We start from the raw sequence: 26,791 nt of genomic DNA on the forward strand, positions 1-26,791 counted from the left end.
GCGCCCAAGCGTACCGAGTGACCCATGTGTACACAACGCGTCCCAAGCGAGGCGCGTGAGGCTCTCTTCCCGTTGATCAAGAAGGTCAACGGCGATCACGTGGCCATCGAGATCGTCTCCGAGCACGGGAACGCCGTACTCGTCTCGGCTGAGGACTACGCCGCCCTGCGTGAGGGCTCCTCCCTGTTGCGCTCGCCGGCGAACGCCCGCCGACTGCTAGGCGTACGAGAACGCGCTCGGTGGCATGGGGCTCTCCGCGCGAGAACTCATCGATTCCGACGCGCCGGGTGCCGAGAAGGGCGCCGAGTGAGGCTCGTCCTCGAAGGGGGCGGCTGGGAGGACTACACGTCCTGGCTCAGGAACGACCGCGAGGTGCTCGCCCGTATCAACAAGCTCATCGAGGACGTCCTGCGGGACCCGTTCACCGGGATGGGCCAACCCGAGCCGCTGAAGTACCACCGGCCCGGGGCGTGGTCGCGGCGGATCGATGACGAACATCGCCTCGCCCGTCTCGTCACGGACCGGGAGATCATCATCATGGCCCGCGCGGCTCGCCGTGCGGTGGCCAGTGCGGGCCGGGTGGCCCGCGGCGGGTCGGCGGGGGCTTGAGTCTCCACCGGCTGGAGGGTCGATGGTGGACACCGTGAACGACGACACCGAGCTTTTCACCATCGGTGAGCTCGCCCGCCGCACCGGCCTTTCGGTGCGCACGATCCGGTTCTGGTCCGACAGCGGCCTCGTGGCCCCGGCCGATCGCTCGACGGGCGGCTACCGGCTCTACGACACCGGAGCCGTCGCCCGGCTCGAACTGGTCCGTACCCTGCGCGAGCTGGGCCTGGACCTGGCCATGGTGCGCCGGGTGCTGGCGCGGCAGGCCACGGTGCGCGACGTGGCGGCGGCCCATCTGCGCGCGCTGGACGCGGAGATCCGGATGCTCCAGGTGCGGCGCGCGGTGCTGCGGTGGGTCGTTCGAAGTGGCAGCACGACCGAGGAGCTGAGACTCATGAACAAACTGGCCCGGATGTCCGCCGAGGAACGGCAGCGGGTCATCGACGCGTTCGTCAGCGAGGTCTTCGAGGGAGTGGATCCGCACGCCCCCGGTGCCCACCTGGCCGAGGCGATGAGCGCCCTGCCGACGGAGCTGCCCGCCGACCCCGGCCCCGAACAGGTCGAAGCCTGGGTGGAGCTGGCCGAATTGGTCGGCGACGAGGGTTTCCGGCAGCGCACTCGCGAGATGGCCGTGGCCGGTGCCCGAGGCGGTGAGCAGCAGCCTCAGGGCCCCGACCCGGAGCGGATCGCGGAGCACGCCGGGGGCGCGGTGCGCGACGGCGTCGCCCCCGAGTCGGCGGCGGGCGGGGAGATTCTCGGCCGCCTCATCGGCCCGGAGCTGTCCGCGGAGGAACGGGTGGAGCTGGCGGACCGGTTGGCCACGTTCACCGACCGGCGGGTGGAACGGTACTGGCACTTGCTCGGCGTGCTCCACGGCCGGCCGCCGATGCCGCCGCGGGTACCGGCGTTCGAATGGCTGATCGCCGCGCTCCGCGCCCACGCCCGGGACGCCTCCGCGAGCTGACCATGACCGGTCGTGTGCGCGGGCCGTGTCGTCAAGGGAGATGTCGGATTCGCTCCTCTGCGTGAACGGTGCCGCGCGACCGCATGGGTGGTGCCCGACGCAGTAAGGCAATGTGCGACAGGACGTCGGCGCCGCCGGCGTCGCGTGCTCCCCGCTCCCTCCCGCGAGTCGACGCCGCCCGTGGTCCACGCCGCGCGGGCCGCGGCTCGTCGCATGCCCGGCGTATCGCTCCGGGGGCCGCCGACCACCCGTTCTTCTCGCAGCGCTCATGGTGAGGAGCCCTCATGGCCACTGCTTCCATCGGTGGGGACGCCGTCCTGCGCGCGGTCTCCGCCGCCGTTCCGCGACTTCGCGCCATCGGCGGGGAAGTCGAGGAGCGGCGCTGGCTGACCGACGAGAGCATCGCGTTGCTTGAGGAGGCCGGCGTGTTCCGCATCGTCACGCCGGTCCGCTTCGGGGGCCTTGAGCTTCCCCTGGCCGACCGCCTGCGCATCCTCGCCGAGGTCAGCCGCGGTTGCTCGTCGACGGGCTGGGCGGTGACGGTGTGGGTGTACACGACCTGGCTGGCGACCCTGTTCCCCGACGAGGTGCGGAAGGAGATCTTCGCCCGGCCCTCCGTGCGGGTGTCCGGGGTCGCCCCCGCCCCCAGGGGCTCGATCACGCCCGTGAGGGACGGGTTCGTGCTCAACGGCAGCTGGCGCTTCAACACCGGCTGCCGCGGCGCCGACTGGAACCTGATGTCGACTTCCCTTGAGCAGCCGGACGGCTCGCGCGAGACGGTGATCGCCGCCGTCCCGATGTCGGAGTTCTCCGTCGCCGACGACTGGCACACCTCCGCGGGCTGCGGCACCGGCAGCTCGACGTCCACGGCCGAGGACCTGTTCGTTCCGGCGCACCGGGTGGTGCCCGGCGGCGTCATGCGGGGGCTGGCGGTGCCGGGACGCGCGAGGGCCGCCGCCGTGGGCCGCGACTACGGTGTGACGCCCCTGATCGCCGCCAAGATGTCGGCGGCGTTCTTCGGCATCGCCCGGGGCGCGCTCGACCTGTTCCTCGCCGGCCCCGGCCACCCGGGCGGGGGCGCCGCCGCGCCGCGCGACGACCGGGCCGGGCACCCGTTGACGCAGATCCGGGTGGCCTCGGCCGCCCACCGGATCACAGCCGCCGGGGCCCTGATGGACCGCTGGGCCCCGGTGCTCCAGGCGCGGGCGGACGCCGGCGAGCAGCCGACACCGGAGGAGGCCGCGACGGTGCACGGCGAGGCGGTGTACGCGGCGCAGTTGGCCAGGGAGGCCGTGGAGATCCTCTACCGGGAGAGCGGCCCCTCGGTGATCCATCGCGACGTGCCGCTCCAGCGGTTCTTCCGCGACATCGAGGGTTTCGCGCTGCATCCCTTCTTCAGGGACGGCTTCGGGCCGGAGGTCCAGGGCCGGCTGCTGCTCGGACTCGGGCCCGACATGCCGCGCCCGTGACCGCGGCGACGGGCGGGCACGGGCCACCGGGACCGCCGCGGTCAGGAGCACAACTCCTCGACCAGGCGCTGGAGCTGCGCACCGTCGAGGTGGTCGCGGTGGGCGAGCCGGTTCCTGGCCTGGCGCAGGGTGCGCAGGCGGCGGCGCTCGGTGGCGGTGAGAGCGACGGCGCCGTCGCAGTGGGCGCTCCACATCCCGCCGAGCTCCATCAAGTCGACGGCGGAACCCGCGGGTTCGGGTGCCGTGCCGGGCTCGCGGCGCGGACCGTAGTCCTGGGCGAGCCGGGCCAGGGGAACGCGTGCGCGCAGCCGGACCGTCGCGGTGAGCTGGTCCCTGGCGTCGTCGAGCAGCGGCAGCAGCACGTGGTTCTGCGCCAGCCACACCCTGGCGGCCACCGTCTGCCCGTGCGCGAGGTCGTGGGCCGGGTGGCGGCGGAGGCTGCCGTCCCAGCTGTCGACCGTGCCCGCGTTCCAGGCGGCGAGCAGGCTCTCGTCGGGGCGGTGGCCGCCCTGGGCCCGGTGCGGCGGGAGGGCCGCCGGCTCCGGGTGGTCGGCGAGCAGGTCGTGCAGCGCCGGCGCCAGGGTCTCCGGGCTGCCGTCCCGCCACCTGCGGGCCAGTGCGGCGGCCACGTCGAGGAACGGGCCGCACACTTCGGTGATCGTGGCCCGCGCGACCGCCTCGTGCACGCGCTGCCGTTCCGTCGTGGCGGCCAGGAGCGGGCGCGCCAGCGCGACGACCGTGGCGGTGTCGAGGCGGCCCGTGGTTCCCCACCACCAGTGCACCGCGATGTCTTCTCGGGCCAGCTGGTCTGGCAGCCCCGTCGGCAGGTCGTCGGTGGAGGCCACGACGAGCGCCCTGGGCCGGCGCCGCGGGGGGAGGCCGGCCTCCTTCGCCGTGGCCACCAGCCGCCGCAGCAGATGGGCGGCGGCGGACGGCACCGGCTCGCGCCAGGCCCTGACGACCACGGGCCGGGTCTCCGCGGTGCCGCTGCTGCCGCCGGTGAGCCGGGCCAGCACGTCGCCCGTCGGGTCAGGGCCTGTGGCCGCCCGGCCGGTGAAGCGGAGCTCATCGGCCAGCCGTTCGAGCAGGCCCGCCAGTGCCTCCGCAGGGCCGGGCGGCCGAGGCGGCTCGGGCTCGTCGTGCGCCGAGGGCGCCAAGCGCACTGCGGGCGCGGGCAGGTCCGGCAATCCGTCGTCGGAGTCAGGCACGGGGGCCAGGCCCGACCACCGGCCGGGGGCGGGCGGCCGGGCCGGTGCCAGGGAACGCGCGGGGTCCCGGGCCGGGGGCGCGTCCGGCGGCACCAGCACGAAGTCGGAGAGTTCGTGCAGCACGTCGTCGAGCAGCCGGTCGGCCCGGCCCCGGTCGTCCAGCACCTTCCGGGGCAGCAGCCACAGGCAGCTGCGGCCGTTGTCCAGATCGGCGAGCAGGCGGCCGAGCCACACCCTGACCCCCGGCAGGAGGACCTCGTCGGCGGCCGACGCGCCGATCACGGCGCCTTGCCCGCCGTGGTGAGCGCGCGGAAGGTGACGAGGTCGAGCGCGTACCCGTCCTCGCCGTCGTCCAGCACGCCGTAGTCGGCGAGCCGGTCGGTGAACGAGGCCGCCTGGGCCAGCTCCAGGTCGGTCACGGCGGCGATGTCCCCGTGGTTGCTGCCCTGGCCCGGTTCCAGGTACGCCACCCAGGTGGCCAGGAGACTCCGCATCTCCGGGGTGAGTTCGACCCGGTCGAGATGGGTGCGGGCGACTTCCGCCTTGGCGCACTGGGCCTGGATCGCCTCCAGGGCGGCCTCCAGGGTGAACCCGCCCCGGGTGGCGTAGTCGACGGTGCGTTCCACGAGGCTGGGCCAGCCGCCGGTCGCCTCCATCAGCAGGCGCCGCTTGTCCGGGGTGTCGAACGGGCACTCGGGCCAGGCCCGCAGGCTGTCGGCGTTCCACCGCTCCGGCCGCAGTACCCGGGTCACCCGTTCGTCCCTGAGCACGTCCTGCGCCCGCGGATCGATCAGAACGACGCCCGCCCGCGGCGGCGCCGCCTTGCCGCGCACCGTGTGCTGGTGCAGCCGGTCCAGGGTCTGTTCGAGCGTTTCCATGCCGCAGTACCGCAGGTCGGCGAAGACCACGCTGGGGCCCTTGCCCCGCGTGTCGGCGGTCAGCACGTCCACGAGCGTGTCCGGGGCGGCGGTGTGCACGGTCAGGCCCCGCGCGTCCGCGTAGGAGCGGATCGCCGGCTCCATCAGCTCGGGGCCGTGGGCCTTCGTCAGGCAGACCAGGCTGAGCCCCGGACTGGTCGCCTCGTACAGCTGCTGCTCGGTGAGCGGGCTGTACCGGTGCGTGCCGGACCGTTCGCCGGACCCGAGCAGCCGCCGGGAGAACCGCGGGTTGTAGTCGTAGGGCAGGCTGAACTCGGTCTGCCGCAGCTCCAGTTCGAGATCCTTGCGGGTCCCGAGCATGTGCACCACGTTGGGGCTGCGCACCGCGTAGTGCCGGCGGTCGGCCTGCTGGATCAGCAGGCCGAGCCCCACCATCTCCTCCAGGTAGATCCGCACGTCGCTCGCGGTCAGCCGGCGGAAGCCCTCCGGCCAGTTCCGCTTGGCCTCGTTGAGGAGTTCGTCGGCGTCGTAGCCGTGCCGGAAGCCGTCGGCCTGGCTGCGCAGGGCGATCACCAGCGCGAGGACCCGGTACCTGTCCTCCAGGTTGATGGTCAGCCGCAGCCGCTCCGCGATGTGCCGGTGCACCTCGGGCGAGCCCGCCACCGTGCGGACGTCCTCCTCGGTGACCGTGACCGGCCACTGCGCCGAGCCGAGCGGCTTGTCCCGCAGCGCGGTGACCAGGCGCTCGCAGAAGATCTGCACCAGGCACGCCTGGTAGTTGGTCGCGGCCAGCACCCGCCAGACCAGCTCGGGGCGTTCGAAGCGGTAACCGAAGGCCGCCATCGGCTCGACCACGAGGCGCTGCGCCTCGGCCGGCTTGAGCGGGCCGATCAGCTCCTCGCCGCCGTGCGCCAGGGGGATGTTGGAGAGCCGGCTGAACCGCTGCACCTGGTGCAGGCCGGCGAAGACCACCTTGAAACGCCGGTCGGTGCTGTCCATCAGCCCCTTGAGCCGGGCCACGTTGGCGAACGTGCCCTCGCCCCCGCTGCCGCGGACCGACTTGGAGTCCGCGGTCAGGAAGGCGTCCGCCTCGTCGGCGAGGACCAGCACGCGCCGTTCGCGGTTCTCCTCAAGCCAGCGGCGGACCTGTTCGAGGAGCACGTCGGGGGAGCCCGCCGCGGACACCTTGGGGCCCAGCACCCCGACGCGCTTGAGCTCCGTGGCCAGCACCGGCCAGACGCGTTCCGCCGGTTCCGCCTCGCCCACCCCGCGCGCCTTCAGGTCCAGGTAGACCGCCTTGTGGTCGGGGGTCGAGGGGAAATCGGCCTCCACCTTCCGCAGCAGCGCGGACTTGCCCAACTGGCGTCCGCCGTACAGGAAGAGAGCCCCCAGCCGGTCCGTGACCGCGGCGATCTCCCGGGTCCGGCCGTAGAAGACCTCCGGCGGGACGAGCCCGGCCACGAAGGGGGTGTACGGGTTGAACCCGGTCCAGGGCAGCGTCACGCGCTGGAGGGCGCGGAACGAGCGGGGCGAGCGCGCCGCGACCCACCCGAGCACGGCGGGGTCCACGACCAGCGCCTGCTGCGCCGAGGCCCGCGCGCGCACGGCCATCGCCCGGCGGCCCGCCATGCCCAGCGGGTACAGGTAGAGGATGACGCACGCCCCGGCGTCGCTGCGGTCGAGCAGTTCCAGAGGACTGCGCCCGCGCTGCTCGTCCGACACCACCAGGACCGTGTACGTCGTGGCCGTCGACCCGAGTTCCGCGACGTACCCGGGCGCACTCTCGCTCGCGCGCAGTTTCGCCGTCAGTCTGAGGGTGCCGCGGAACTGGCGGCTGTCGTCGCGGGCCGGCGTCTTCTGGCCCTCCAGGCCGAGCAGCCGCAGCACGGTCGGCACGTGCTTCTGCCACTCGCTGCCGCGGGTGGACGGCTTGCTGAGCGCGTCCCAGGAGTGGAGGCCGACCGCCGCCGCCTCCGTCAGCGGCTGGCCGTCCGCGTAGTGCTCGGCCCACGGCACTGCGGAGAAGCCCTGCTGGCCCGCCTTCACCGGCGTGACGGAGTCGAGGCCGGCCACGAACCGCTCCAGGTCGTCCGTGCTGTGTTCCGTGCCGCTCCACCCCGGCAGGACGTCCCCCTTGCGCAGCAGCGCCAGGCACTCCTCGGCCGTGACCGTGTCGCCCGTCTCCAGCAGGGCGAACAGCCGCTTGCGGTCCGCCTCGGTGAGGGGCAGGGCATCGAGCTGCTCGCGCAGCCGCCGCACGTACGCGTGGACCCGGTCCCGCAGCTCCTCCTCAAGCCGGCGGATGGCGTCCACCGTGGACCGGAACGCGCCGTCCGGCGCCGGCCGCTCCAGGCGTTCGAGCCGGCTCACCAGGTGCTGCTCGCTCACCAGATCGAGGCTCTGGGTGCGCAGCTCGGCGAGCAGCCCCGCGGCGACGCGGTGGGTCTCCGCCCGCACGTTCGCCCAACGGGCCCACTGCGCGTCACGCCGGGCCCGCCAGTCCGAGGGCAGCGCCTCGGGGCCGGCGCCGGCCGCTGGCACGAGCCCCTGTTCCAGGGCGTCGACCAGGGCGTCCGCGAGGTGCAGGTCTCCCCGCTCGGCGTAGGCGCCCGCGACACCGGCCGCGTCCACCGGCTCAAGCAGCGACAGCACCGCACGGAAGAAGCCGGGCGCCCCCGGGTCGGGCGCGCCGCCCGGCGTCCTGGGCAGGTCCGCCGCGGCCAGGAGCGCCTCCGCGCCGGGGACGAGACCGGCGTCCGGGAGCGGCTGACCGCGCTCGTCGGTGGCCTCGGGCACCCGCCGGGACACGGGCGGACGGCCCTCGCCGGCCAGCCAGCGCCGCAGGCACAGCAGCGCCGCCCCCTCGACGCCCCGGGGCGGCGGCAGGTCGCGCACCTTCGCGAGCGCGTGGCCCAGAGCGGTGACGGTGTCGCTGCGCTCCTCGACGCCCGGCGCGGCGAGGGCGCGGGCCCTGGAAAGGAGCGAGACGACCTGGTCGATCCGGCTGAGCAGGGAGCGCTTGGCCTTGGCCTCGATGGGCTCCTTGGCCTGCTTGGGGGTGCGGATCGCCGCGTCGGCCTCCTCGATGACGCGTTCGAAGGAGTCCCGTTTCCGGAAGGGCGCCTGCGCCTCGTCGAGCACGGAGGCGTCCGCCCGGCCGGACGCCCAGAGCCTGACGGCTTCGAGCGCGCGCCCCAGCGGCTGCTCCGGGCGCATCAGCAGGTTCTGCACCTGGGTGGCCCGCGCATAGCCGATCTTGCGCTTCGGCAGGTCGACCCGCAGCCGTTCCGCCTCGTCGGCGAGTGCGGAACGGGTCAGGGTCGGGCCCGTCTCCGTGCCCAGGGACAGCGTGGCCGGGTCCGCGCGCTGGTACTGCCGCAGTACGTCGATGGCGCAGCGCAGCAGCCGGCTCCACGGGCCGGAGAGGGAGGCGCAGGGGTCCGTCTGGAGCAGCAGGTCGTTCGGCCAGCCGACGATCAGCCCGGCGCGGACGGAGGCGACGGCCGCGAGGACCAGGGCGGGCCGGTCGCCCTGCACGCTCTCCAGGTCGGGCGCGAACCGGGTCATCACGGGCGTCGCGTCCTCGGGCGTGTCGCAGGAGAAGGCGGCGTCGGCGAACGCCAGGCACTCCGCCCGGTGCGCGGGTTCGTCGGACGCCGCGGTCAGCCAGTAGGACTCCTGGAAGCGGCCCGCGCTCACGAGCCGTTCGACGGGGGAGGCGGTGGGAGCGCCGCCGCCGGTCCCGTCCGCGGGCCCGTACCAGGGCAGCACCGGCTCCGCGCGCGGCGCGGGAACGGGGTCATCCGCGGCGTGCGGCGGGGCGGCGGCGGGCGGTCCGGGGTCCGGGGTGCGCGCCGGCGCCTCCGCGTGCCCGGGCTCGGCCGGCTCCCGCGCGGGCGCGGCGGGTGCCGTGCTGTCCGTGCCGCGGCCCGGCGCCGGCTCCCGCGCGGGCCGGTGGGGTCGCGCGGGCGGGTCCTGCGGCGCGGGCGCCGCGGCCCCGGCGGCGGCCTCGGCCTGCGCCGGGGCCCGGGGCGGCTGTTCGGCCGGTGGCCGGGACCGGCCGCCGTCGGCCGCGGCCCTCGGGGCCGGCACCGCCGGCTCCTCGGGGCCGGGGCGGACGCCGGCGGCCAGTTCCGCGATGTCGGCGCCGAGCGTCCGCACCGTCGCGCGCAGGGATTCCGTGTAGGCGCCGCCGCCGCTCTGCTCGGCCTGCTCCAGCACGCGCAGCAGGTCCTGCCGTTGCCGGTCGAGTGTGGCGAGGCGCTCCCTGCGCTCGGCCTCCCGCTCCTGTTCCCGTTCGAGCGCGTCCACGACGTCCTGGAGCGTGCCGAAACCTTGGTCCGCGGCCCAGTCGCCTCCCGCGCCCCGCACCAGGCCGGCCACGGCCTCGCGCTCCCGCGCCCATGCGGCGGCCTCCTCGGCGACGGCGCCGGGCAGCGGGAACCCCGCGGAGACCCGGTCCGCGGCGGCGCGCAGCACGTCGGCGAACGCCGTGGCGCGGGCGCGCAGCGCGGCCGCGGCCCCGGCCGGGCCGCCCGGGGTCCCGGCCGCGCCCGCGACGGGGCGGGGGGCGGCCTCCGCGCCCTCGGCCTGCTCGTTCGTCACGGTGCCTCCCGTGTCGCGTGGCCGCGGCGGGGCGTCCGCGTCGGCCACCTGGCCGACCGGGCCCGTGCCGGGGGTGTGGGCGTGGTGGTGGTCGTCGGGCACGGCGGCCCAGTCGGCGCCGGGCCGGTCCGCGGCGTCGAGCAGCCGGTCCCAGTGCCGCTCGGTCAGCGGCTGCGCGGGGGTGCCGTCCGCAAGCAGCAGGGAGTACAGGGTGAGCCGGGCAAGCACCGGGGGCATGGACGCGGCCATCGCTTCGAGGGCGTCCAGGTCCGGCCCGGCGGGAGCGGCCGGGCGTTCCCCCGTCCGATGGGCCCAGAGGTGCTCGGCGTGGCGGGCCGCCGCGTCGGCCACGGGCTTGAGGTCGCGCGGATGGGCCCGGCTCAGCCACGCGCGGGCCGCGAGCAGTTCGCGGCGGCCCACGCGCGGGTGCGGGCCGCGGAGGGAGATCCTGGCCCACTGGGGCAGGGGGCCGGGTATCAGGACCAGTTCACGCAGCTCTACGTCGTCGAGCCCGGCCAACCAGGCCTTCAAACTCCCGCCCGCCCTCGCCATGGCGGGATACTGCCAGACCGCTCCGTGGGGACCAAGTCCGGCGGTGGGCGCCGCACCGGCCGTGGGGGACGCGGAGGAACGCCGGGGGCGGCGGACCCCGGGTCAGGGCGGGCCGGGAGGCGGCGAGCGCCGCGGATTCGCACTTTCGTGCCCATGGGGCGGTGTGTGGCCACGCGGGCCGGTCCGTGCCTCCCGGGCGGCACGGACCGGCCGGCGCGGTCAGCAGGAGCCCATTTTGAAGCTGGTCATCTTGTCGTTGTAGTGCGAGGCGACGGCGGCCTCGGACTTGCCCGGGGCGATGGAGAACATGCACCCCGTGTGGCCCGAGTGCTCGTAGACGCTGACGGTCCTGTTGGTGCGGTTCCAGTAGGAGGTCATGCGGTCGTTCATGTTGTTGCCGACGTTGGACACCGAGCCGGTGGACTGGAGAAAGCGGCCGGTGTAGCTGGAGTGCTCCCAGACGCAGAAGTGGCCGCTGGAGCACTGGCTCGAATCGGCGACCGCGGGCTGCGCGGTCAGGGAGGCGGTCGCCGCCGCGAAGGTCAGTGCCGCTCCCGCGGCCCACAGACGTGAGGTGATGCTCCGGATGCCCATGGTGGTCTCCTCTGTTCCCGGCCGCCCGTAGTGACGCCGTGTGTGCGAGCAAAGGCTAGGAGTGACGTGTACGGGTCGGCCAGGGGCCCGCGGTCGCGGCCCGTGGGCGCGATTGCCGCAACTCCTGTGCCGATATGGGTGTTTGACGCCTTGGCGGGAATTCCGAGGTCACCCGCGCGGGTGACCTCCCGGTCAGGTGTCGCGGTCGGCTGGTGCGGGCGGGTGGCCGCCGCGCCCGGTGGGAATCGCGCGCCGTGAACGCCGGGAACGCCGGGAAAGGAGGGGCGTGCGCACCCCCCTTTCGATGATCCGATTAAATCTCTTATTGAATTCCCGTCGTTTTTCCTCTTCGCCGTATGGTCGCGCTGTCTCGCCGTCGGATAATCTCTGTCGGGAGCGCGCTCGGGCCACACTGTCATCAGGGGTGACGTGTCGGGAGGGGCTTGTATGACGGACCCGGAATCGCTGATTTTCTCGATATTCACCCCGCAGGGGCGGGACAACCCCCATCCGGCATTCGCCGCCCTGCGGAGCAAGGTGCCGGTGTACTACCACGCCGGCCTCGACACCTATTTCCTCACCCGGTTCACCGACTGCCAGGCCGTCCTGACCGATCCCGCGTTCCGCGTGCCGGGTCGCGACTGGTGCGACCGCGCGCTGCCCGGCTGGCGCGAGCACCCGGCGGCTGAGTTCTTCTACTCCTCCCTGCTGCGCACGGACGGCAGCGAGCACGCCCGCATCCGCCGACTGCTCAACGGCGCGCTCAGCGCCCGCGGCGTCACGGCCCTGCTGCCCACGGTCAGGGCCGCCGCCGACGACCTGCTCGACCGCTTCGCCGACGCCACGGCGCACGGCGGCCCGGCCGACTTCCAGGAGCTGGTCGGGTATCCGCTGCCCATCGCCGTGATCAGCCACCTGATCGGGGTGCCGCCGGGCGACCGCGTGGACTTCCACCGGTTCGGGCACGACGCCGGGCGCCTGCTCGAACCCGTGCGCACCCCCGAGGACTGGCGGCGCGCGGACGAGGCCGTGGTCGCGCTCCGCTCCTACTTCGCCGGCCTCGTCCGCGAGCGTCGCGCCCGGCCCGCCGACGACCTGGCGTCCGCCCTGCTCGCCGTCCGGGACGTCGACGACGGCCGGCTCTCGGCGGAGGAGCTGGTGGACACCCTGCTCCTGGTGCTGATCGCCGGGTTCGAGACGACGGCCCACCTGCTCGGCCTCGCCGTGCACGCGCTGCTGACCCACCCGGGGCAGCTGCGCCTGGTCGCCGAGGATCCCGGCGCCGCCGCCGGCGCCGTCGAGGAGACCCTGCGCTGGGACACGCCGGTCCGCATGACCGAGCGCCTGGCCTCGGGACCCGCCGAGGTGGGCGGGGTGCCGGTCCCCGAGGGCGGCAACGTGACCGTCGTCCTCACCGCGGCGAACCGGGACCCCGCGCGCCACCCGGACCCCGACACCTTCGCCGTCCGGCGCACCGGCGGCCAGGTGCTCAGCTTCGGCGCCGGGCCGCACCACTGCCTGGGCGCCGCCCTGGCGCGCGCCGAGGCGGCCGAGCTGCTGCGCCGGATGGTGCGCCGGTTCCCGCGGCTCGCCCTCGCGGGCGAGCCCGTGCGGCGGGCGTCCGTCAGCCTGCGCGCGTTCGCCCGGCTGCCGCTCGCCACCGCGGGCTGACGGCCCGGTGCCGTTCACCGAAGGGAAGTGCCTATGAGATTCATGCGTTCGGAACGTGCCACCCTCGACACCCTGCTCCCCGGGCTCGACGCCTCACTCGCCCGCTTCCCGCTCGACGTGCTGGAACGCGCTCCGAGCCCGGCCATCGCCGCGTTCCGCGCGGCCGGGGGCACCGGCCTCGTGGTGCCCGAGGAGTACGGCGGGCTCGGCGCCACACCGCTGGAGGCGGTGCGCGTCCAGCGCGCGCTCGGCGCGCGCTGCCCCTCGCTGGCCGTGGCCACCACCATGCACCACCTCTCCGTCGCCCCCCTGGCCCGGATGGACCCGGGCAAGGGCGGCCCGGAGCGCGAGCTGCTGACGAGCGTCGCGCGCGACCGGCTGCTCGTGGCCTCGGGGTTCGCCGAGGGCAGCGCGGGCCAGCACGTCCTGCGCCCCCACATCACCGCGCGGCGCGAGACCGGCGGCCGGGTGGTGCTCGACGGCAGCAAGAAGCCGTGCAGCCTCGCCCGTTCCATGGACCTGCTGGCCGCGTCCGTCACCCTGCCGGGCGACGACGGCCGCGCGCGCCTGGCCATCGCCGTCGTGCCAGCCGACGCGCCGGGGGTCGAGGTGCGCCCGTTCTGGCGCACCCCGGTCCTGGCCGGCACCGAGAGCGAGGAGGTCGTGCTGCGGAACGTGGCGGTCGACCCCGGGATGCTGTTCGTCACCGAGGTCACGGAGGAGGCCGTCCCCGACCGGCTGAACATCGACGGCTTCCTGTGGTTCGAGCTGCTGGTGACCGCTTCCTACCTCGGCGTCGCGGGAGCCCTGGCGGAACGGGTCGTCACCGCGCCGGGCGGCGGCCAGGACGACCCCGCCGCGTTCACCCTCGGCCTCGACTCGGCGATGCTCGCGGTGGAGGCCGTCGCGTACGCGATGGAGGCGACCGAGTGGACGGAAGGGCTGCTGGCGAGCGCGCTCGCCGCCCGGTACGCGGCCCAGGACGTCATCGCGCGCGCCGCGAGCGCGTGCCTGTCCGCCCTGGGCGGCATGGCGTTCATCGGTTCGCCCGAGGGCAGTTACCTCGCCTCGGCCGCGGCGGGCCTCGCGTTCCACCCGCCCGCGCGGGCCCGGATGACCGGTCCGCTGCGGGACTACCTGCACGGCTCCCGGCTGCGCATCGGCTGACGCCATGGAGCCCAGGGAACCGCACGCGGGGCACCGCGTCGAGCTGGTGTCCGGCATCGACGCCCTCCCCGACGGGCTGTGGCGCGGCCTGGCACCGGCCGACGACCCGCTGTGGTCCCGGCCCGTGTTCTCCGCCATGGAGCGGGGGGCCATCGGCCCCGACGGCTACGCCTACCTGGTCGTGCGCCGGGGCGCGCGCGTCGTCGCCGTGCTCCCGCTGTGCCTGTTCGGCGGGCTGCGCCTGGACCGCGTGGTCGGGCCGGGGGAACGGCGCCTCCTCGCCCCGGTCGCCGCGAGAGCACCGCGGCTGCTGCGGCTCCCCACGCTGTTCTGCGGGCACCTGCTGGGCCAGGGGCACATCCTCGGCCCCGGGCGGGACGACCCGGCCGTGGCGCGGGTGCTGGTCGGGGCCGTGCTGGAGTTCGCCCGCGCCCGGCGGCTGCGCACCGTGATCCTCAAGGACTTCGCGGCCGGCGAGCTGGCGCCCCTGCGCGGCGCCCTGCGGCAGCACGGCTTCACGGTCGTCCCCAGCCTGCCCGACACCGAACTCCGGCTGCCGCACCGCTCGTTCGACGCCCACATCGCCGCGCTGCCCGCCAAGCCCCGGCGCAACGCCCGGAGCAACATCCGCAAGTTCGCCGCCCACCCCGGGCTGCGCATGGAGGTCCTGGACAGCTTCGCGCACCTCCTTCCGCAGGTCCTGGCGCTCTACCGGCAGGTGATGGACCGGGCGGACCAGACGCTCGACGAACTCGACGCCGCGTTCCTCGCCGCGCTGCGCCCGGGCGACGGCCTGCGCACCCGGCTCGTCGCCTGCTTCGCGGGCGACCGGCTCGTGGCCTTCCTGCTGTGCCTGTTCGGCGGCGCGGGCGCCACGGGCGCGCGCATCGGCCTCGACTACGCGCTCGCCCACGAGGCGCGCCTGTACCACAACGTCCACTACGCGGCGATCCGCCTGGCCATCGCGGCCGGCTGCCGCCACATCCGCTTCGCCCAGACCGCGTACACGCCCAAGGTGGAGTTCGGCTGCGACCTGGTGGCGCAGCACCACGCCATCACGCACCTGCGCCCGCTGCGCCGCGCGCTGCTGCGCCGCGTCCTGCCCCCCGCCCTCGCCCGGGCGCGGGCCGACGCGCTCGGCCGGCACGCGCGGGACGAGCCACGACCGCCCGACCCGGAAAGCAGGCGAGCCCCATGCCCCGAGTAGAAGTGGACCTGCCCATCACCGTGCCGCCCGACGCCGCGTGGGCGGCCGTGGTGGACGTCGAGTCGTATCCCGCGTGCATGACCAGCGTAGAAACCGTCACGGTCGTCGCCCGCCCCGACGAGCGGCACAGGACCACCGCCTGGTCGGTCCGCCTGGAGGGCTCGGTCCTGCGGTGGACGGAGGACGAGGTGATCGACCCGGGCGCCCGCCGTTTCGACTTCCACCAGGTCAGCGGCGACCTCGGCGCGTTCGCCGGGCACTGGGGCGTGCGGGCCCTGCCGGACGGTGGCAGCCTGGTGTCGCTGCACGTCGACTTCGACATCGGCATCCCGCTGCTCGCCGACATGCTGAACCCGGTGGCCGCCGACGCCCTGCGGGACAACGCCGCGCAGATGCTCGACGCCCTCAGGGCCCGGTTGACGGCGGCCGACCGCGGCGGGGACGCGTGATGGCCCGGCCCGGCGCGGCCCGGGACGCGGCCTCCGTGACGTTCGACCTGATCCGCAGGCACCAGGCGCCCGGGCTCGCGCTGACCGGCTCGTTCGCGGGCCGCGGCGCGGTCGAGGCGGCGGCCGACGGCTGCCGGGTCACGCTGTCGGACGGGCGGGAGATGCTCGACTTCGGCAGCTACGCCGTCACCCTGCTCGGGCACCGGCACCCGGCCGTCGTGGCGGCCGTCCGCGACCAGCTGGACCGGATACCGGTGTCGACCCGCAGCCTCGCCAACCCGGTCACGGCCCGCGCCGCCGCCGCGCTGGCCGGCCACTTCGGGCCAGGGCTGCCCAAGGTCTGCTTCGGGCTGAACGGCTCCGACGCCGTCGAGATCGCCGTCAAGCTCGCTCGCGTCGCCACCGGCAGGAGCCGGGTCATCGCCGTCACCGGCGGCTTCCACGGCAAGTCGCTCGGCGCCCTGGCCCTCACGCACAGCCCGCTGTACCGGGCCGGGCTGCGCGGTGCCCGCGTGGACGTCGTGCACGTGGCGCCGCACGACGCGGGCGCGGTGGCGCGCGAGGTGGCGGCGGGGCCGGTCGCCGCGCTGGTCTTCGAACCGGTGCAGGGGGAGAACGGCGCCGCCGCCCTGCCCGTCGACGTGCTGCGCCAGTGGTGCGAGGACGCGGGGCGCGCGGGCGCGTTCGTGATCGCGGACGAGATCCAGTGCGGCCTGCGGCGCTGCGGGGAGCGCTCCGTGAGCCTCGCGGACGGGCTGCCCGTCGACGCGGTGCTGGTCGGCAAGCCGCTGGGCGGCGGTGTCGTGCCGCTGTCCGCGGTGGTGTGCACCGAGGAGCTGTACGCGCCGCTCGTCGCCGATCCGTTCCTGCACTCGTCGACCTTCGGCGGGCACCCGCTCGGCTGCGCGGCGCTGCCCGCCGCGCTGGCGGCCATCGAGGAACGGGCGGAGGCCGGCCGGGCGCTGGCCGCCGCGCTCGACGCCGAGCTGGCCGCGCTGGCGCGGCGGCACCCGCGCGTGGTGGCCGGCGTGCGGGGCCTCGGCCTGCTGCGCGGCATCGACTTCGCCGACGCGCGGGCCGCGGGCCGGGTCGTGGTGGAGCTGGCGCGCGGCGGGCTGCTGGTCTCGCCCTGCCTCGGCCGCTCGACCACCGTCAGGCTGCTGCCGCCGCTGGTGGCCACCGGGGCGGACATCGCACAGGCCGGCCGCATCCTCGACGCGGCCCTGGCGGCGGCGGGAAGCGGCCCACCCGATCAGGAGACGACATGACAGACGTTGGCGTTCCCGGGCGCGGGGAGCTGGCACGCATCATCCGGGAGGCCGTCTGCGACGTGCTGGGCACGGACCCGGAGGAGATCGAGGAAACGACCGACCTGCGGGCGGAGTTCCGCATCGACAGCCTGGAGCTGATGGACATCGGCGCCCGGCTGGAGACCGCGCTGCGCGTGGCGATCCCGGTGAGCGACCTGACCGAGGCCGTGACCGTGGGTGAGGCCATCGACCTGGTGCTCACCCGGCTGGAGCGGCCCGCGTGACCGGGCGGCGGGTCCGCGTCGCCGTGACCGGCGTGGGCGTCAAGTGCCCGGCGGGCACCGACCCGGCGGGGGTGTTCGACCGGGTGCTGGCCGCCCGGCCGACCGCGGCCGTCGTGCCGGCCCTCGCCGAGGCGGGGCTGCCGGTGCGGATCGCGTGCACCGTTCCCGAGTTCGACTTCGCGCGGTACCTGGGGCGCCGCGAGCTGCGGCAGATCGACCGGGCGACGGCGCTGCTGCTGTGCGCGGCCGACGACGCCGTCGTCGACGCGGGGGCGGCGCTGCGGGTGCCGGAGCACCGCGTGGGCGTGCACGTCGGCACGGGCATGCCGGGGCTCGCGAGCATGGAGGACGTGGTGTTCGGCCACGGGGAGCGGCCCATGGGCATGTCGGTGCACACGGTGCCCAGAACGATGGCGAACTCCCCGGCCGGCCGCCTCGCGATGCGCTTCGGGCTGCGCGGTTCGTGCGTGACCTACGCGACGGCCTGCGCGAGCGGGACGAACGCGATCGGCGAGGCGGCGCGGCGCATCCGGTACGGCGAGCTGGACGTGGCGCTCGCCGGGGGCGTCGACGCGGCCGTCACGAAGGTCGTCGTGGGCGGCTTCGCGCGGATGCGGGCCCTGTCGCTGCGCAACGACGCGCCGCGGCTGGCCAGCCGGCCGTTCGACGCGGACCGCGACGGCTTCGTGATGGGCGAGGGCGCCGCCGTCCTCGTCCTCGAACGCTGGGACCTGGCGAGGGACCGGGGCGCGCGCATCCACGGCGAGATCGCCGGGTACGCCACGACCTGCGACGGCGCCCACGTCGTCGCGCCCGACCCGCAGGGGCACATGGCCTCGGCGTGCATGCGGATGGCCATCGCCGACGCGGGACTCACCACGGCCGACATCGGGCACATCAACGCGCACGGCACCTCGACGGTGCTCAACGACCGCGCCGAGGCCGTCGCCGTGGGCCGCTGCTTCGGTCCGCAGCCGCCGCCGGTGACGTCCGTGAAGGGCGTCACCGGGCATCTGATCGGCGGCTCCGGCGCGGTGGAGGCGGTCGTCGCCCTGCTCAGCGCGGGACACGGCGTGGTGCCCCCGGTCGCCACGACCGTGTCGACGCCGGACGCCGGGGGGCTCGACGTGGTGCTCGGCGCGCCGCGCGCGGTCGCGCGCCGTCCGGTGCTGTCCAACTCGTTCGGCTTCGGCGGGCAGAACGCCTGCCTCGTCCTCAACCCCGTTCCCTGACCCCCGTGCCGGTATGAGCAGAAGAGGGCTGTCATGCGCGTACTCGTGACCGGTGCCACCGGCGTGGTCGGCACCGAAGTCGTCGGCCGGCTGGGCGCCGTCCCGCACACCCGGGTGGCCAGGCGGGCCGCGGAGCCCTCCGTGATCGGCTGGGACATGGCGGCCGGGCCGCCGCCGGCCGCCCTCGCGGGCCACTGGGACGTCATCGTGCACGCGGCGGCGGACACCCGGTGGACGCTGCGCCGGGAGGAGGCGGTGGCCGCGAACATCGACCCGCTGCGCGCCGCCCTCGCGCTCGCGGACCGGGACACGCACCTCGTGCACGTCTCGACCGCCTACGTCGGCGGCACCCGGAGTGCGGCGGACCTGCGCGGGGCGGACTTCGGCGGCTACCGCAACGGCTACGAGTGGTCCAAGGCGGTCTGCGAGGAGATCGCGCGCGCCGAGCACCGCGGGCCGCTGACGATCGTGCGGCCCCCGCTGGTCGTGGGGCGGCGCGACACGGGGGCGATCTCGCGGTTCTCCGGCCCCTACACGCTGTTGCAGGGGCTGGTGTCGGGGCTTGCCGCGGTCGTCGTCGGCGACCCGGCGGGGCGCGCGGAGATCAGCCCGGTGGACGAGGTGGCGGACGCGGTGGTCGACGCCGCGCTGTCCGCGCCGCCGGACGCGCCGAGAACGGAAGTGGTCGCGGGCGGGGCGGGCAGCCTGCGGCTCGGTGAACTGCTCGACGTCATCTGCGACACCCTGAACGAGTGCCGGGCCGGCCACGGCAGGCCCCCGGTCGAACGGCCGCCCCTCGTGCCCGCCGAGCGCTGGGACCGGTTCTTCCTGCCGCTCGCGCAGCGGTACCTGTCGCCGTTCCAGCACCGGGCCGTGCAGCTGCTCGCGATGTTCCAGAGCTACACGAGCATGGCCGAGCCCTTCGAGCCGACCAGGACCGTCCGCGACCCGGCGGGGGTGATGGCCACCGCCGTGCGGCACTGGGCCGCGCGGCGGCCGCGCCTCGCCCTTGCGCGGCCCACGCCGTGGACGCTGCTCGTGCCGTGAGCGGGGAAGGGGCCGCCGGGCAGCGGCAAGGAACGCACGGGAACTGACCCCGCCGGGGCGCCCCCCTTCCCGTTCCCCGCCGTCGGGCTCACGCGTTGCGCGCGGCACGCCCGCGGGGCCGCCGCCGTGTGCCCTGCGGAGCGCGGCACGGAACGCGACGGCGCGCGGGGCGGTCGCGCGCGAGACGGCGCATTGTTCTCCGCCTGCGGCCTCCGTTGTCCACCAACGCGCGGGGATCGCGCCGCTCCCTTTTCTTCGCCGATTCCCGGGACAGCGGCCCATGGTGTCCATATCATCGTGTCGTGTGCCGCTCGGTATGCGGCACAGGCCACCGTGCCGGTGGTGCCCGCACGTTTCCCGCACGGTCGCGCCCGAATTACCCCGCGGCCCGGATGGCGAACCCGCCGCAACGCGGTAATTCTTCCCGGGCCCGCGTCCACTGCCCCCGGCGCACATCACGCGCGTTCGCGGAATCGGTCGGCTCCCCTTGGCCGCGCCCATCCGGAATTGCTGTCATGGACGGGTGAACACCCCTCCACACGCACCGAGTTCTATCGCAGCGAATCCGGCGGCGGACGCGGAGATCGACGTGTCCGTGCGCAACGACGCACGCGTCTGGGACCACTGGCTCGGCGGCCGGCACACCTTCGCCGTGGACCGGGCCGCGGGCAACCGGCTGGCCATGGAGTTTCCCGGCCTCCTCGAAAAGGTCAGGACGACCCGGCACTTCCTGGGGCGCGCGGTCGGCCACCTGGCCGGGGAGGCCGGCATCGACCAGTTCCTCGACGTCGGAGCGGGACTGCCCACGTCCGGCAGCACCCACGAGGTCGCCGGGCGCGCCGTTCCCACGGCGCGCGTCGTCTACGTCGACAACAATCCGCAGGTCGTGCGGTACGCGCGCCGCATCCTCGCCGGGACGCGAAGGGACGCCGTCGCCTACGCGGAGGCCGACCTCCACCGGACCGAGGACGTGCTGGCCGCCGCGGCCCGCACGCTCGACCTGTCCCGGCCGGTCGCCCTCGTCCTGAGCGGCATCCTCGGCCACGCCCCGACCCACGAGCAGGCGTGCGCGACCGTCGAGAGGCTGATGGCCGCGCTGCCCTCGGGCAGTTACCTGCTGGCCCACGACATGTCGGACACCCTGCCGGACTGGTGCGCCCTCCAGGCCCGGCACAACAGCTCCAATCCCTTCCCCTACCACCTGCGGTCCGCCGAGCGCATCGCCGCCTACTTCGCGGGGCTCGACCTCGTGCCGCCGGGCGTCGTCCCCGTGGTGTCGTGGCGACCGGACGAGCTGGACCCGTACGGGCCCGACTGGACCGCGCTCGTGACCGACATCGTGGGCGGCGTCGGGCGCAAGCCCTGATCGCCGCGCGCCCCGCCACCCGCACGTCCGCCACGAGGCCGAAGGAGGCCATCATGTACTCCACCCTCGCGCCAGAACGCCACCGCGCCCTCGGCTCGGGCCCCCGCACCCGCCCCTTCTACGACCTGCTGTGCCGCCTGCCCGACGACCTGCCAGGACGCCCCGCGCGCATCGTCGACCTCGGCTGCGGCACCGGGGAACTCACCAGTGTCCTCGCCGGACGCTGGCCCGACGCGCGCATCACGGGACTCGACATCTCCGGGGCCTCCCTGGCCGAGTCCGGGCGCTGGGCGGGACCGACGCCGGGCGGCGGCCATCTCGCCTTCGGCGCCGCCGACATCGCGGAATGGGTCCCCAAGTCCCCCCTGGACTTGGTCTTCTCCAACGCCGCGATCCAGTGGGTGCCCCGGCACCAGGACCTGTTCGCCACATGGACGCGCACCCTCGTGCCCGGCGGCCTCTTCGCCTTCCAGGTCCCGGACAACGCCGCCGCCCGCAGCCACATCGTGCTGCGCGAGGTGTGCGCGAGCCCTCGGTGGCGGGAACGCCTCGGGCCCGAGGCGGTGCAGGTCCCCGAGACGCCGTCGCCCGCCGTCTACCTCGACCGGCTGGCCGGCCTCGGCTTCGCGGTGGACACCTGGGAGACGACGTACTCGCACATCCTGCCGGCGGAGGACCCGTTCGGGAGCTGGGTGCGCGGCACGGGCATGCGCCCGCTGCTGGCGGCGCTCGCCGACGAGCCGGGAGCGGGCGAGGCGTTCCTTGCCGACTACCGGGCCCGGCTGGAGGCCGCGTACCCCGCCGCGCCGCACGGGACCGTCTTCACGTTCCGCCGCGTCTTCGTGGTCGCCCGGCGCGTCGCCGCCGTGTGACCGTCCCCGTGCCGCCGGTCCCGTGTCCGTGCCCCGGGCCGGGACGGGCCGGCCTGGCGCGGCTGCCTTCGGAGCCGCGGCCCTGATCGACCCCTATTCGCCCGGTGGGGTGTCGCATCCGGCCCGCGCGGCGGCGACCCTGGGAGCAGACTGCCCGCCGCCCGCCGTTCGCGGTGGCCGGCGGCACCGCGAACGGCGGGTCCCGGCGCCGCGCCGGGAGCCGGTGAGCGCGGCGGACGAGGTGCGCGGGTCCAGGTCCCGCGCGAACGCCGGTCCGCGGGGCGGCCGTCGCTCCGCGGCCGGGGTCGCGGCCGGCGGCGGCACCTCGGGACAGCGACCGCGACGGAGAGGAATCGGCAGACCACCATGGACACAGCAGCCGTGCGCATCCCCGGCGACACCGGGCACCTCGACCCGGCGTTCCTGGCAGACCGGGCCGCGATCCAGGACCTCGTCGTCGGGTTCGCCCTGTACTTCGACGCCGGTGACTTCGAGGGCCTCGCGGAGCTGCTGACCGAGGACGCGTGCTACGAGATCCTGTCGGCGCCCGAGGGGACCCCGTCCCTCGCCGTCTCGCGCGAGGAGATCATCCGCGTGATGTCCGGCATCTGGCAGCACAACCTGGACACGCTGCGCGGTTTCCAGCGGCACGTCACGACCAACGTCCTGGTGACCCGCCTCGACGCGGAGCAGGCCGAGGCGCGTTCCCTGCTCACCTCCACGTTCGCCCACGAGGACGGACGCCACGAGGTGCGGCGCACCGGCGCCTACGTGGACATCCTGCGGAAGCGGGACGGCCGCTGGCGCCTGCACCACCGGCGCCTCCACCTCAGGCAGGTGCCGTCCCCGGCCGCCGCGCCCGCGTCCGCCTGAACCGCCGTCCCGCCCGGCGGCCTCGCGCCCCCGCCGGGCCCCGGTCTCCGGGGCCCGGCGGGGGCGCGGCGCGTCAGCCGGTCCGTTCGGCGAGGGCGACGACGATGCCCGCGGGGCCGCGCAGGGAGCAGGGCCGGTAGGCGTCCTCGTAGCGCGCGATCCCGCCGAGGAGTTCGGCGCCGTGGGCGCGCGGGCGGGCGACGGTGCCGTCGATGTCGTCGACGGCGAACATGACGCGGTGCGGGCCCAGCGTGTGGGGCGGCGGGTCCTCCGGGCCGGGACGGGTGGCCGCGGGGGCGAGGTACCCGGTCAGCTCCAGCCTGCCGTGGCCGTCGGGGGTCCGCATCATCGCGATGCCGCTCTCGACGCCGTCGAGTCCGACGGCGCCGTCCGCCCAGGGGCCCTCGACGCGCGCCCTGCCCTCCACTTCGGGGCCGGGAGCGGTGAAGAACGCGGCGGCCGCGTCCAGGTCGTCGACGACGATGGCGACGTTGTCCATCCGCTGAACGGGCATGGCGCCGAGCGTATGCCCCGGGCCGGTGCGGCGCGGGGCGCGTGGGCCGGGCGCGTGGGCCGTACGGCGGTTCGGCATACTGCGTCCGGTGACGTGCCGGGGCACGGAGACGGGAGGCGCCTGGTCGTGAAGCTGGCCGAAGCACTCGTGCTGCGCGCGGACGCCGCGCGCCGGGTCGAGCAGTTGCGCGCCCGGGTGGTGGGCAGCGCGCGCCATCAGGAGGGGGAGGCCCCCGCCGAGGACGCGGCGGCGCTGCTGGCCGAAGCCGACCTGGCGCTCGACGAGTTGGAAAGCCTGATCCGGCGGATCAACCGGACGAACGCCGCCACGACGATCGACAGGGGCACCACGCTCACCGACGCGCTCGCGCGCCGGGACGTGCTGCGCCTGCGGCACGCGCTGGTCACCTCGGCGGCCGACGCGGCGTCCGGGCGCGACCAGCGCGGCGGCATGCGGCAGTTGCGGTCGGAGCTCGCGATGCTCTCCGCGCTTCCCGTGCCCGCGCTGCGGGCCCGTGCGGACGAACTCGCGCGCGAGATCCGGCAGACCGACATCGCCATCCAGCGGACGAACTGGGAGGCCGACCTGCTGGAGTGAGCGGACGGGCGACGCGGAGCGGGTAGCCGTTCACGGAGGCGTGCACACACCGCGGCCGGCGGTTCGTTCCGGCCTTCTGGTGCGCGGGGAGCAGCGCAGGGGTTCGATTCCTCTCGATACCGGGCAGCTCAGCACCGCGCACAGGTGACCGTGCACCGCGCACACCTCATCACCAGGTGCAGATCCGTGCGGCGAGGGCGGGAACGGGGTTCCTCCGCGGCGCGGGCGCGCCGGGCGCACGGCGCGTCCGGCGCGCCGGCTCGCGGCCGGGTGCGCCGCGCTCACGCGCCGCGCACCCGGGGCGCGGGCGCGTTCAGATGTGGCCCTCACGCAGTGCCCAGGCCACCGCGTGCGCCCGGTTGCGGAGCCGTAATCGGGTGGTGAGCCCGTGCACCACGTTCTTGACGGTCCGTTCCGAGCACGAGAGCGCGGCGGCGATCTCCGCCGTGTCGAGCCCGTCGGCGACCAGCCGCAGCACGTCCGTCTCGCGCGGCGTGAGCCCCGTCGCGGGGACGCCGGCCCGGCCGGGCGCGGACCGGTGGAGCGCGCCCACCCGGTCGATCAGCCGGTCGAGGAGGTCGGGCGGCAGGTCGCCCCCGCCCCGGGCCGCCGCGCGCACGGCGCGCGCGAGCCGGTCCCCCGTGGCCTCGTGGCGCCACACGATGGCGCCGACCCCGCAGTCCATGACGTCGAGCAGCGCGGACTCGCGCAGCGCGCGGACGACCAGAACGGCGCGCGCCCCCTCGGCCCGCACGGCCCGGCGCAGCCGGTCGAGTCCCGCGGCGTCGAGGGTGTCCACGACGAGCAGGGCCACCGTTCCCCGCGGGGTGTCCTCCCGCGGGGAGTCCTGTGCCTCGCGGAGCTCCAACTCGGGGTGGCGGCGCAACTGGCTGAGCACGCCCTCGCGGGATATCGGGTCCTGGGCGTGCACCGTCACGGGGATGCGTTCCTGGGGCCACCCGTATGCCCCGGGCCGCGTGGCCGTGCGGCGGCCCGCCGTCGTGCCGCCCGCGTCTGTGGTCCGGTGTGAAGTGCGCAACCGTCTGTCTCCCCTGGTCCACGTGGTGGCCGCCGGCGGAGCGGCGGCCCGTGTGCGCGGAAGTCGTCCGGGGCCCGGCCGCCGTTCCCGGCGCCGGGCCGTGCTCTCCGGTTACCCCGGCGGGGCGGCCGGAGTCGCCCGTGCCGGGGCGCGCGTCCCGGCGGCTCACGGCGCTGTGAGGGGCCCGGGCGCCGACGACGAGGGCTCCCGGTGGGGCCACCGGCCGTCGGTCGCGCGGCGATTGTGCCACGCGCACGCGAACGGGGCGCACCCGGCGGCCTCGGCGCGCGTGTCGGTCAGGCGCCGGTGCCCGTACAGGTGAGGGTGCCGGGAGCCGCGGAACCGCCGGTGGCGACGAAGCCGAACGTGACGGTGCCGCCCGCCGGGATCGCGCCGTTCCACGCGGTGTTGCGCACGGTGATGGCTCCGCTGGTGCCGGTGCTCACGCCGTTCCACAGGTTCGCGACGCTCTGGCCGGGCGGCAGGGTCATGCCGACGGACCAGCCGTTCAGCGGGCCGGTGCGGACGTTGCGCACCGTCACCTCGCTCTGGTGGCCGCCGGCCCAGGTGCTGACCGTCCTGTGGCTGGCGACGCAGGCGTCGGTGGTGCCGCCGTCATCACCGCCGCCTCCGTCGTCACCGCCGCCGCCGTCGTCGCCACCGCCGCCGTCGTCACCGCCGCCGCCGTCGTCGGTCAGGACGGGGGTCTGCCAGTTCCGCCAGGCGGACAGGTCGCCCGACTTGCTCGCGGCGACCCGGAACAGGCCGGGCCCCTCGCCCGAACCGAGCAGGAACGCCCGGATGTGCTGTTGCAGCGGGCCCCGCCACTCGGACCTGGAGGCGCAGTGGGTGCCGTCCTGGACGTCGGACCAGTAGCTGATGTTGTTCCCGGCGCCGAGCGCCTTGTAGACCTCGGCCCCGCCCCGCGCGGCCACGCTCCCGGACCTGGCGCCCAGCCAGTCGACGTGCGGGTTCTCCATGATGAACAGCCCGCGCGGCGCCACCATGCCGACGATCTCGTGGGTGTCGACGGGCAGCCTGGCCGGGTCGCCCGTGTACGAGCCGAACGCGTCGCCGAACCACGGCTGCTCCGAGTACGCGCTGCTCAGCGGCTGGGCGCCGGACTCGCCCGGAATCCCGCGCAGGATCGGCGCGCCCGCCGTTCCCGACTCGATCGGCATGGTCAGCGCGATGCGCTGGTCGAACGCGCCGGCCACGAACGCGCCCTTGCCGAACCGCGAACACCCGGTGACGCCGGTCGCCTCCGCCCGCAGCAGGCTGCCGTCGGAGCGTTCGACGACGTCGATGATCCGGCTCACGCCCCAGGACCAGGCCATCAGCAGGCCGGTGCTGCTCGACGCGCCGTAGAGGCTGTAGAACGCGCCCTGCTTGTTGTTCCTCGGCGTGCCCTCCCTGCCCACCGCGTAGGGGTCGAAGTTGATGACGGCGGCACCGGCCGCCTTGATGGCGGCCGTGTCGGCGCCGAACCCGCCGAGCACGACGACGGCGGGGAACGGCCCGGTGCCGCTCGGCAGTTCCACGCTCGCCGAGAAACTGGCGCTCCTGCCCTGGTCCGAGACGTTCACGGTGATGCCGGTCCTGGAGACCGTGCCGGTGACGCTCGCGGGCGCGCCGGGCTTCTGCCCGTAGACGGTGCGCTCGGCCAGTTCCCTGATCTCCGCCCGCCGGCACCGCCAGTCGGACCGGTCGGTCACGCGCGTGCCGTCCAGCCGCGTGAACGGGTCGGGCAGCAGGGAGGTGGCGGGCGACTGGCCCGGGTCGGGGACGGGGCAGTCGGCGCCGTCGTCCTCGCTCGCGGGCGCGACCCGGACGGTGGTCGCGGCGGCGCCGGCGGCGCCCGCCTGGGGGGTGAGGGTGGTGGCCGCCAGGCCCGCCAGGGCCACGCAGGCCGCGGCTGCCCAGGCACGGGGCCGGTATCGGGGTAAGCGCATCGGGAACCTCCAGAGGGCGACGCGCGGCCTCGGCCGGACCGCGGTGAGCCACGTCCGTGCCCGCGCGCCGCGGGGTGGGGAGTGTGCCGGTCCTGCCTCGCGGAAGGTGCCGCCGCGCACGCGCCGGCGGAGCGCAGCGGAGGCGTGCGGATGCCCTGGCGGTGTGCCGCGCGGGCGGCGGGGCGGGGAGCGGCCCTGAGGAGCGCTTTCAGATTAGGAAGGCGCGCGGGGCGTGACAACACGCGGGACAGGGGTCACTCAGGTTGGCCGTTCTCGGTCCTCTACCGGTAAGCAGAACGCGTCACAGGGCCGGGTGAAGCGGGATGAACTCCCGCACATCACCCGGCCCTTACCCCTCAGGGCAATGGAACGTACCGGCCATCTTCCGGAAG

Annotated in this window: 21 protein-coding genes and 1 pseudogene; 16 read left to right on the forward strand and 6 right to left on the reverse strand. The window is 75.4% G+C overall.

Annotation, left to right across the window (positions count from 1 at the left end; genetic code table 11):
• Positions 1 to 24: 24 nt before the first annotated feature.
• From LC193_RS20360 to LC193_RS20375, 4 genes and pseudogenes are all read left to right on the forward strand, one after another.
• Positions 25 to 310 (forward strand): annotated as a pseudogene (locus LC193_RS20360) (type II toxin-antitoxin system Phd/YefM family antitoxin).
• The gene (locus tag LC193_RS20365) at positions 307 to 609 is read left to right on the forward strand and encodes a Txe/YoeB family addiction module toxin (protein ID WP_226078799.1); all 303 of its coding nucleotides are present in this window, start codon (positions 307 to 309) and stop codon (positions 607 to 609) included. Before LC193_RS20360 ends, LC193_RS20365 begins: the two are co-directional and overlap by 4 nt.
• A gap of 22 nt (positions 610 to 631) precedes the next feature.
• Positions 632 to 1,573, forward strand: a complete 942-nt coding sequence (locus LC193_RS20370; RefSeq protein WP_226076236.1) for a helix-turn-helix domain-containing protein — start codon at positions 632 to 634, stop codon at positions 1,571 to 1,573.
• A gap of 284 nt (positions 1,574 to 1,857) precedes the next feature.
• Positions 1,858 to 3,042 (forward strand): acyl-CoA dehydrogenase family protein, encoded by a 1,185-nt coding sequence (locus LC193_RS20375; protein ID WP_226076238.1) that lies wholly within the window; start codon positions 1,858 to 1,860, stop codon positions 3,040 to 3,042.
• Positions 3,043 to 3,083: 41 nt separating this feature from the next.
• Here LC193_RS20375 and LC193_RS20380 read toward each other — a convergent pair whose 3' ends face one another.
• The 3 genes from LC193_RS20380 to LC193_RS20390 form a co-directional block, all read right to left on the reverse strand.
• Positions 3,084 to 4,532 (reverse strand): hypothetical protein, encoded by a 1,449-nt coding sequence (locus LC193_RS20380; RefSeq protein WP_226076239.1) that lies wholly within the window; start codon positions 4,530 to 4,532, stop codon positions 3,084 to 3,086.
• Positions 4,529 to 10,285: an ATP-binding protein gene (locus tag LC193_RS20385; RefSeq protein WP_226076240.1), complete on the reverse strand. Its 5,757-nt coding sequence runs from the start codon at positions 10,283 to 10,285 to the stop codon at positions 4,529 to 4,531. Before LC193_RS20385 ends, LC193_RS20380 begins: the two co-directional genes overlap by 4 nt.
• Positions 10,286 to 10,504: 219 nt before the next feature.
• The gene (locus LC193_RS20390; protein ID WP_226076241.1) at positions 10,505 to 10,879 is read right to left on the reverse strand and encodes a peptidase inhibitor family I36 protein; all 375 of its coding nucleotides are present in this window, start codon (positions 10,877 to 10,879) and stop codon (positions 10,505 to 10,507) included.
• Between the two features lie 447 nt (positions 10,880 to 11,326).
• On the opposite strand from LC193_RS20390, the gene LC193_RS20395 reads away from it, so the two are divergent.
• The 11 genes from LC193_RS20395 (at position 11,327) to LC193_RS20445 (ending at position 22,297) form a co-directional block, all read left to right on the forward strand.
• Complete coding sequence (locus LC193_RS20395; RefSeq protein ID WP_226076242.1) at positions 11,327 to 12,550, forward strand: cytochrome P450; 1,224 nt, start codon at positions 11,327 to 11,329, stop codon at positions 12,548 to 12,550.
• 33 nt (positions 12,551 to 12,583) lie between these two features.
• Positions 12,584 to 13,717, forward strand: coding sequence for an acyl-CoA dehydrogenase family protein (locus LC193_RS20400; protein ID WP_226076245.1), 1,134 nt, complete (start codon positions 12,584 to 12,586; stop codon positions 13,715 to 13,717).
• A gap of 4 nt (positions 13,718 to 13,721) precedes the next feature.
• Complete coding sequence (locus LC193_RS20405; protein ID WP_226076247.1) at positions 13,722 to 14,924, forward strand: GNAT family N-acetyltransferase; 1,203 nt, start codon at positions 13,722 to 13,724, stop codon at positions 14,922 to 14,924.
• Positions 14,912 to 15,373, forward strand: coding sequence for a type II toxin-antitoxin system RatA family toxin (locus LC193_RS20410; RefSeq protein WP_226076248.1), 462 nt, complete (start codon positions 14,912 to 14,914; stop codon positions 15,371 to 15,373). The genes LC193_RS20405 and LC193_RS20410 overlap by 13 nt, the downstream gene beginning before the upstream one ends.
• On the forward strand, positions 15,373 to 16,641 hold the full coding sequence (locus LC193_RS20415) for an aspartate aminotransferase family protein (protein ID WP_226076249.1): 1,269 nt from the start codon (positions 15,373 to 15,375) through the stop codon (positions 16,639 to 16,641). The genes LC193_RS20410 and LC193_RS20415 overlap by 1 nt, the downstream gene beginning before the upstream one ends.
• Positions 16,638 to 16,907 (forward strand): acyl carrier protein, encoded by a 270-nt coding sequence (locus LC193_RS20420; RefSeq protein WP_226076250.1) that lies wholly within the window; start codon positions 16,638 to 16,640, stop codon positions 16,905 to 16,907. Before LC193_RS20415 ends, LC193_RS20420 begins: the two co-directional genes overlap by 4 nt.
• Positions 16,904 to 18,139 (forward strand): beta-ketoacyl-[acyl-carrier-protein] synthase family protein, encoded by a 1,236-nt coding sequence (locus LC193_RS20425; protein WP_226076251.1) that lies wholly within the window; start codon positions 16,904 to 16,906, stop codon positions 18,137 to 18,139. Before LC193_RS20420 ends, LC193_RS20425 begins: the two co-directional genes overlap by 4 nt.
• 33 nt (positions 18,140 to 18,172) lie before the next feature.
• On the forward strand, positions 18,173 to 19,186 hold the full coding sequence (locus tag LC193_RS20430; protein ID WP_226076252.1) for an SDR family oxidoreductase: 1,014 nt from the start codon (positions 18,173 to 18,175) through the stop codon (positions 19,184 to 19,186).
• A gap of 523 nt (positions 19,187 to 19,709) precedes the next feature.
• Positions 19,710 to 20,552: an SAM-dependent methyltransferase gene (locus LC193_RS20435; RefSeq protein ID WP_226076254.1), complete on the forward strand. Its 843-nt coding sequence runs from the start codon at positions 19,710 to 19,712 to the stop codon at positions 20,550 to 20,552.
• Positions 20,553 to 20,605: 53 nt separating this feature from the next.
• A complete protein-coding gene (locus tag LC193_RS20440; protein WP_226076258.1) occupies positions 20,606 to 21,424 on the forward strand; it encodes a methyltransferase domain-containing protein in 819 nt (272 codons plus the stop codon).
• Between the two features lie 366 nt (positions 21,425 to 21,790).
• Positions 21,791 to 22,297: a nuclear transport factor 2 family protein gene (locus LC193_RS20445; RefSeq protein WP_226076261.1), complete on the forward strand. Its 507-nt coding sequence runs from the start codon at positions 21,791 to 21,793 to the stop codon at positions 22,295 to 22,297.
• A gap of 73 nt (positions 22,298 to 22,370) precedes the next feature.
• On the opposite strand, the gene LC193_RS20450 is transcribed toward LC193_RS20445, so the two are convergent.
• Positions 22,371 to 22,811: a VOC family protein gene (locus LC193_RS20450; RefSeq protein WP_226076263.1), complete on the reverse strand. Its 441-nt coding sequence runs from the start codon at positions 22,809 to 22,811 to the stop codon at positions 22,371 to 22,373.
• Between the two features lie 126 nt (positions 22,812 to 22,937).
• On the opposite strand from LC193_RS20450, the gene LC193_RS20455 reads away from it, so the two are divergent.
• On the forward strand, positions 22,938 to 23,408 hold the full coding sequence (locus LC193_RS20455; protein WP_226076265.1) for a DIP1984 family protein: 471 nt from the start codon (positions 22,938 to 22,940) through the stop codon (positions 23,406 to 23,408).
• A gap of 313 nt (positions 23,409 to 23,721) precedes the next feature.
• Here the strand turns inward: LC193_RS20455 and LC193_RS20460 are convergent, their stop codons facing one another.
• On the reverse strand, positions 23,722 to 24,447 hold the full coding sequence (locus LC193_RS20460) for a helix-turn-helix transcriptional regulator (protein WP_404819460.1): 726 nt from the start codon (positions 24,445 to 24,447) through the stop codon (positions 23,722 to 23,724).
• Positions 24,448 to 24,743: 296 nt separating this feature from the next.
• Entirely contained in the window at positions 24,744 to 26,399 is a 1,656-nt protein-coding gene (locus LC193_RS20465; protein WP_226076267.1) for a glucuronyl esterase domain-containing protein, read from the reverse strand.
• Positions 26,400 to 26,791 lie beyond the last annotated feature (392 nt).

It is taken from the genome of Streptomyces marincola (assembly GCF_020410765.1).
Taxonomy (GTDB): Bacteria; Actinomycetota; Actinomycetes; order Streptomycetales; family Streptomycetaceae; genus Streptomyces; species Streptomyces marincola.

What these genes read in the sequence shown, in the direction of transcription:
- LC193_RS20370 (WP_226076236.1), top strand. Translation starts at nt 632, where the DNA reads ATGGTGGACACCGTGAACGACGACACCGAGCTTTTCACCATCGGTGAG.
- LC193_RS20375 (WP_226076238.1), top strand. Translation starts at nt 1,858, where the DNA reads ATGGCCACTGCTTCCATCGGTGGGGACGCCGTCCTGCGCGCGGTCTCC.
- LC193_RS20385 (WP_226076240.1), bottom strand. Translation starts at nt 10,285, where the DNA reads ATGGCGAGGGCGGGCGGGAGTTTGAAGGCCTGGTTGGCCGGGCTCGAC.
- LC193_RS20390 (WP_226076241.1), bottom strand. Translation starts at nt 10,879, where the DNA reads ATGGGCATCCGGAGCATCACCTCACGTCTGTGGGCCGCGGGAGCGGCA.
- LC193_RS20395 (WP_226076242.1), top strand. Translation starts at nt 11,327, where the DNA reads ATGACGGACCCGGAATCGCTGATTTTCTCGATATTCACCCCGCAGGGG.
- LC193_RS20400 (WP_226076245.1), top strand. Translation starts at nt 12,584, where the DNA reads ATGAGATTCATGCGTTCGGAACGTGCCACCCTCGACACCCTGCTCCCC.
- LC193_RS20405 (WP_226076247.1), top strand. Translation starts at nt 13,722, where the DNA reads ATGGAGCCCAGGGAACCGCACGCGGGGCACCGCGTCGAGCTGGTGTCC.
- LC193_RS20410 (WP_226076248.1), top strand. Translation starts at nt 14,912, where the DNA reads ATGCCCCGAGTAGAAGTGGACCTGCCCATCACCGTGCCGCCCGACGCC.
- LC193_RS20415 (WP_226076249.1), top strand. Translation starts at nt 15,373, where the DNA reads ATGGCCCGGCCCGGCGCGGCCCGGGACGCGGCCTCCGTGACGTTCGAC.
- LC193_RS20420 (WP_226076250.1), top strand. Translation starts at nt 16,638, where the DNA reads ATGACAGACGTTGGCGTTCCCGGGCGCGGGGAGCTGGCACGCATCATC.
- LC193_RS20430 (WP_226076252.1), top strand. Translation starts at nt 18,173, where the DNA reads ATGCGCGTACTCGTGACCGGTGCCACCGGCGTGGTCGGCACCGAAGTC.
- LC193_RS20440 (WP_226076258.1), top strand. Translation starts at nt 20,606, where the DNA reads ATGTACTCCACCCTCGCGCCAGAACGCCACCGCGCCCTCGGCTCGGGC.
- LC193_RS20445 (WP_226076261.1), top strand. Translation starts at nt 21,791, where the DNA reads ATGGACACAGCAGCCGTGCGCATCCCCGGCGACACCGGGCACCTCGAC.
- LC193_RS20450 (WP_226076263.1), bottom strand. Translation starts at nt 22,811, where the DNA reads ATGCCCGTTCAGCGGATGGACAACGTCGCCATCGTCGTCGACGACCTG.
- LC193_RS20465 (WP_226076267.1), bottom strand. Translation starts at nt 26,399, where the DNA reads ATGCGCTTACCCCGATACCGGCCCCGTGCCTGGGCAGCCGCGGCCTGC.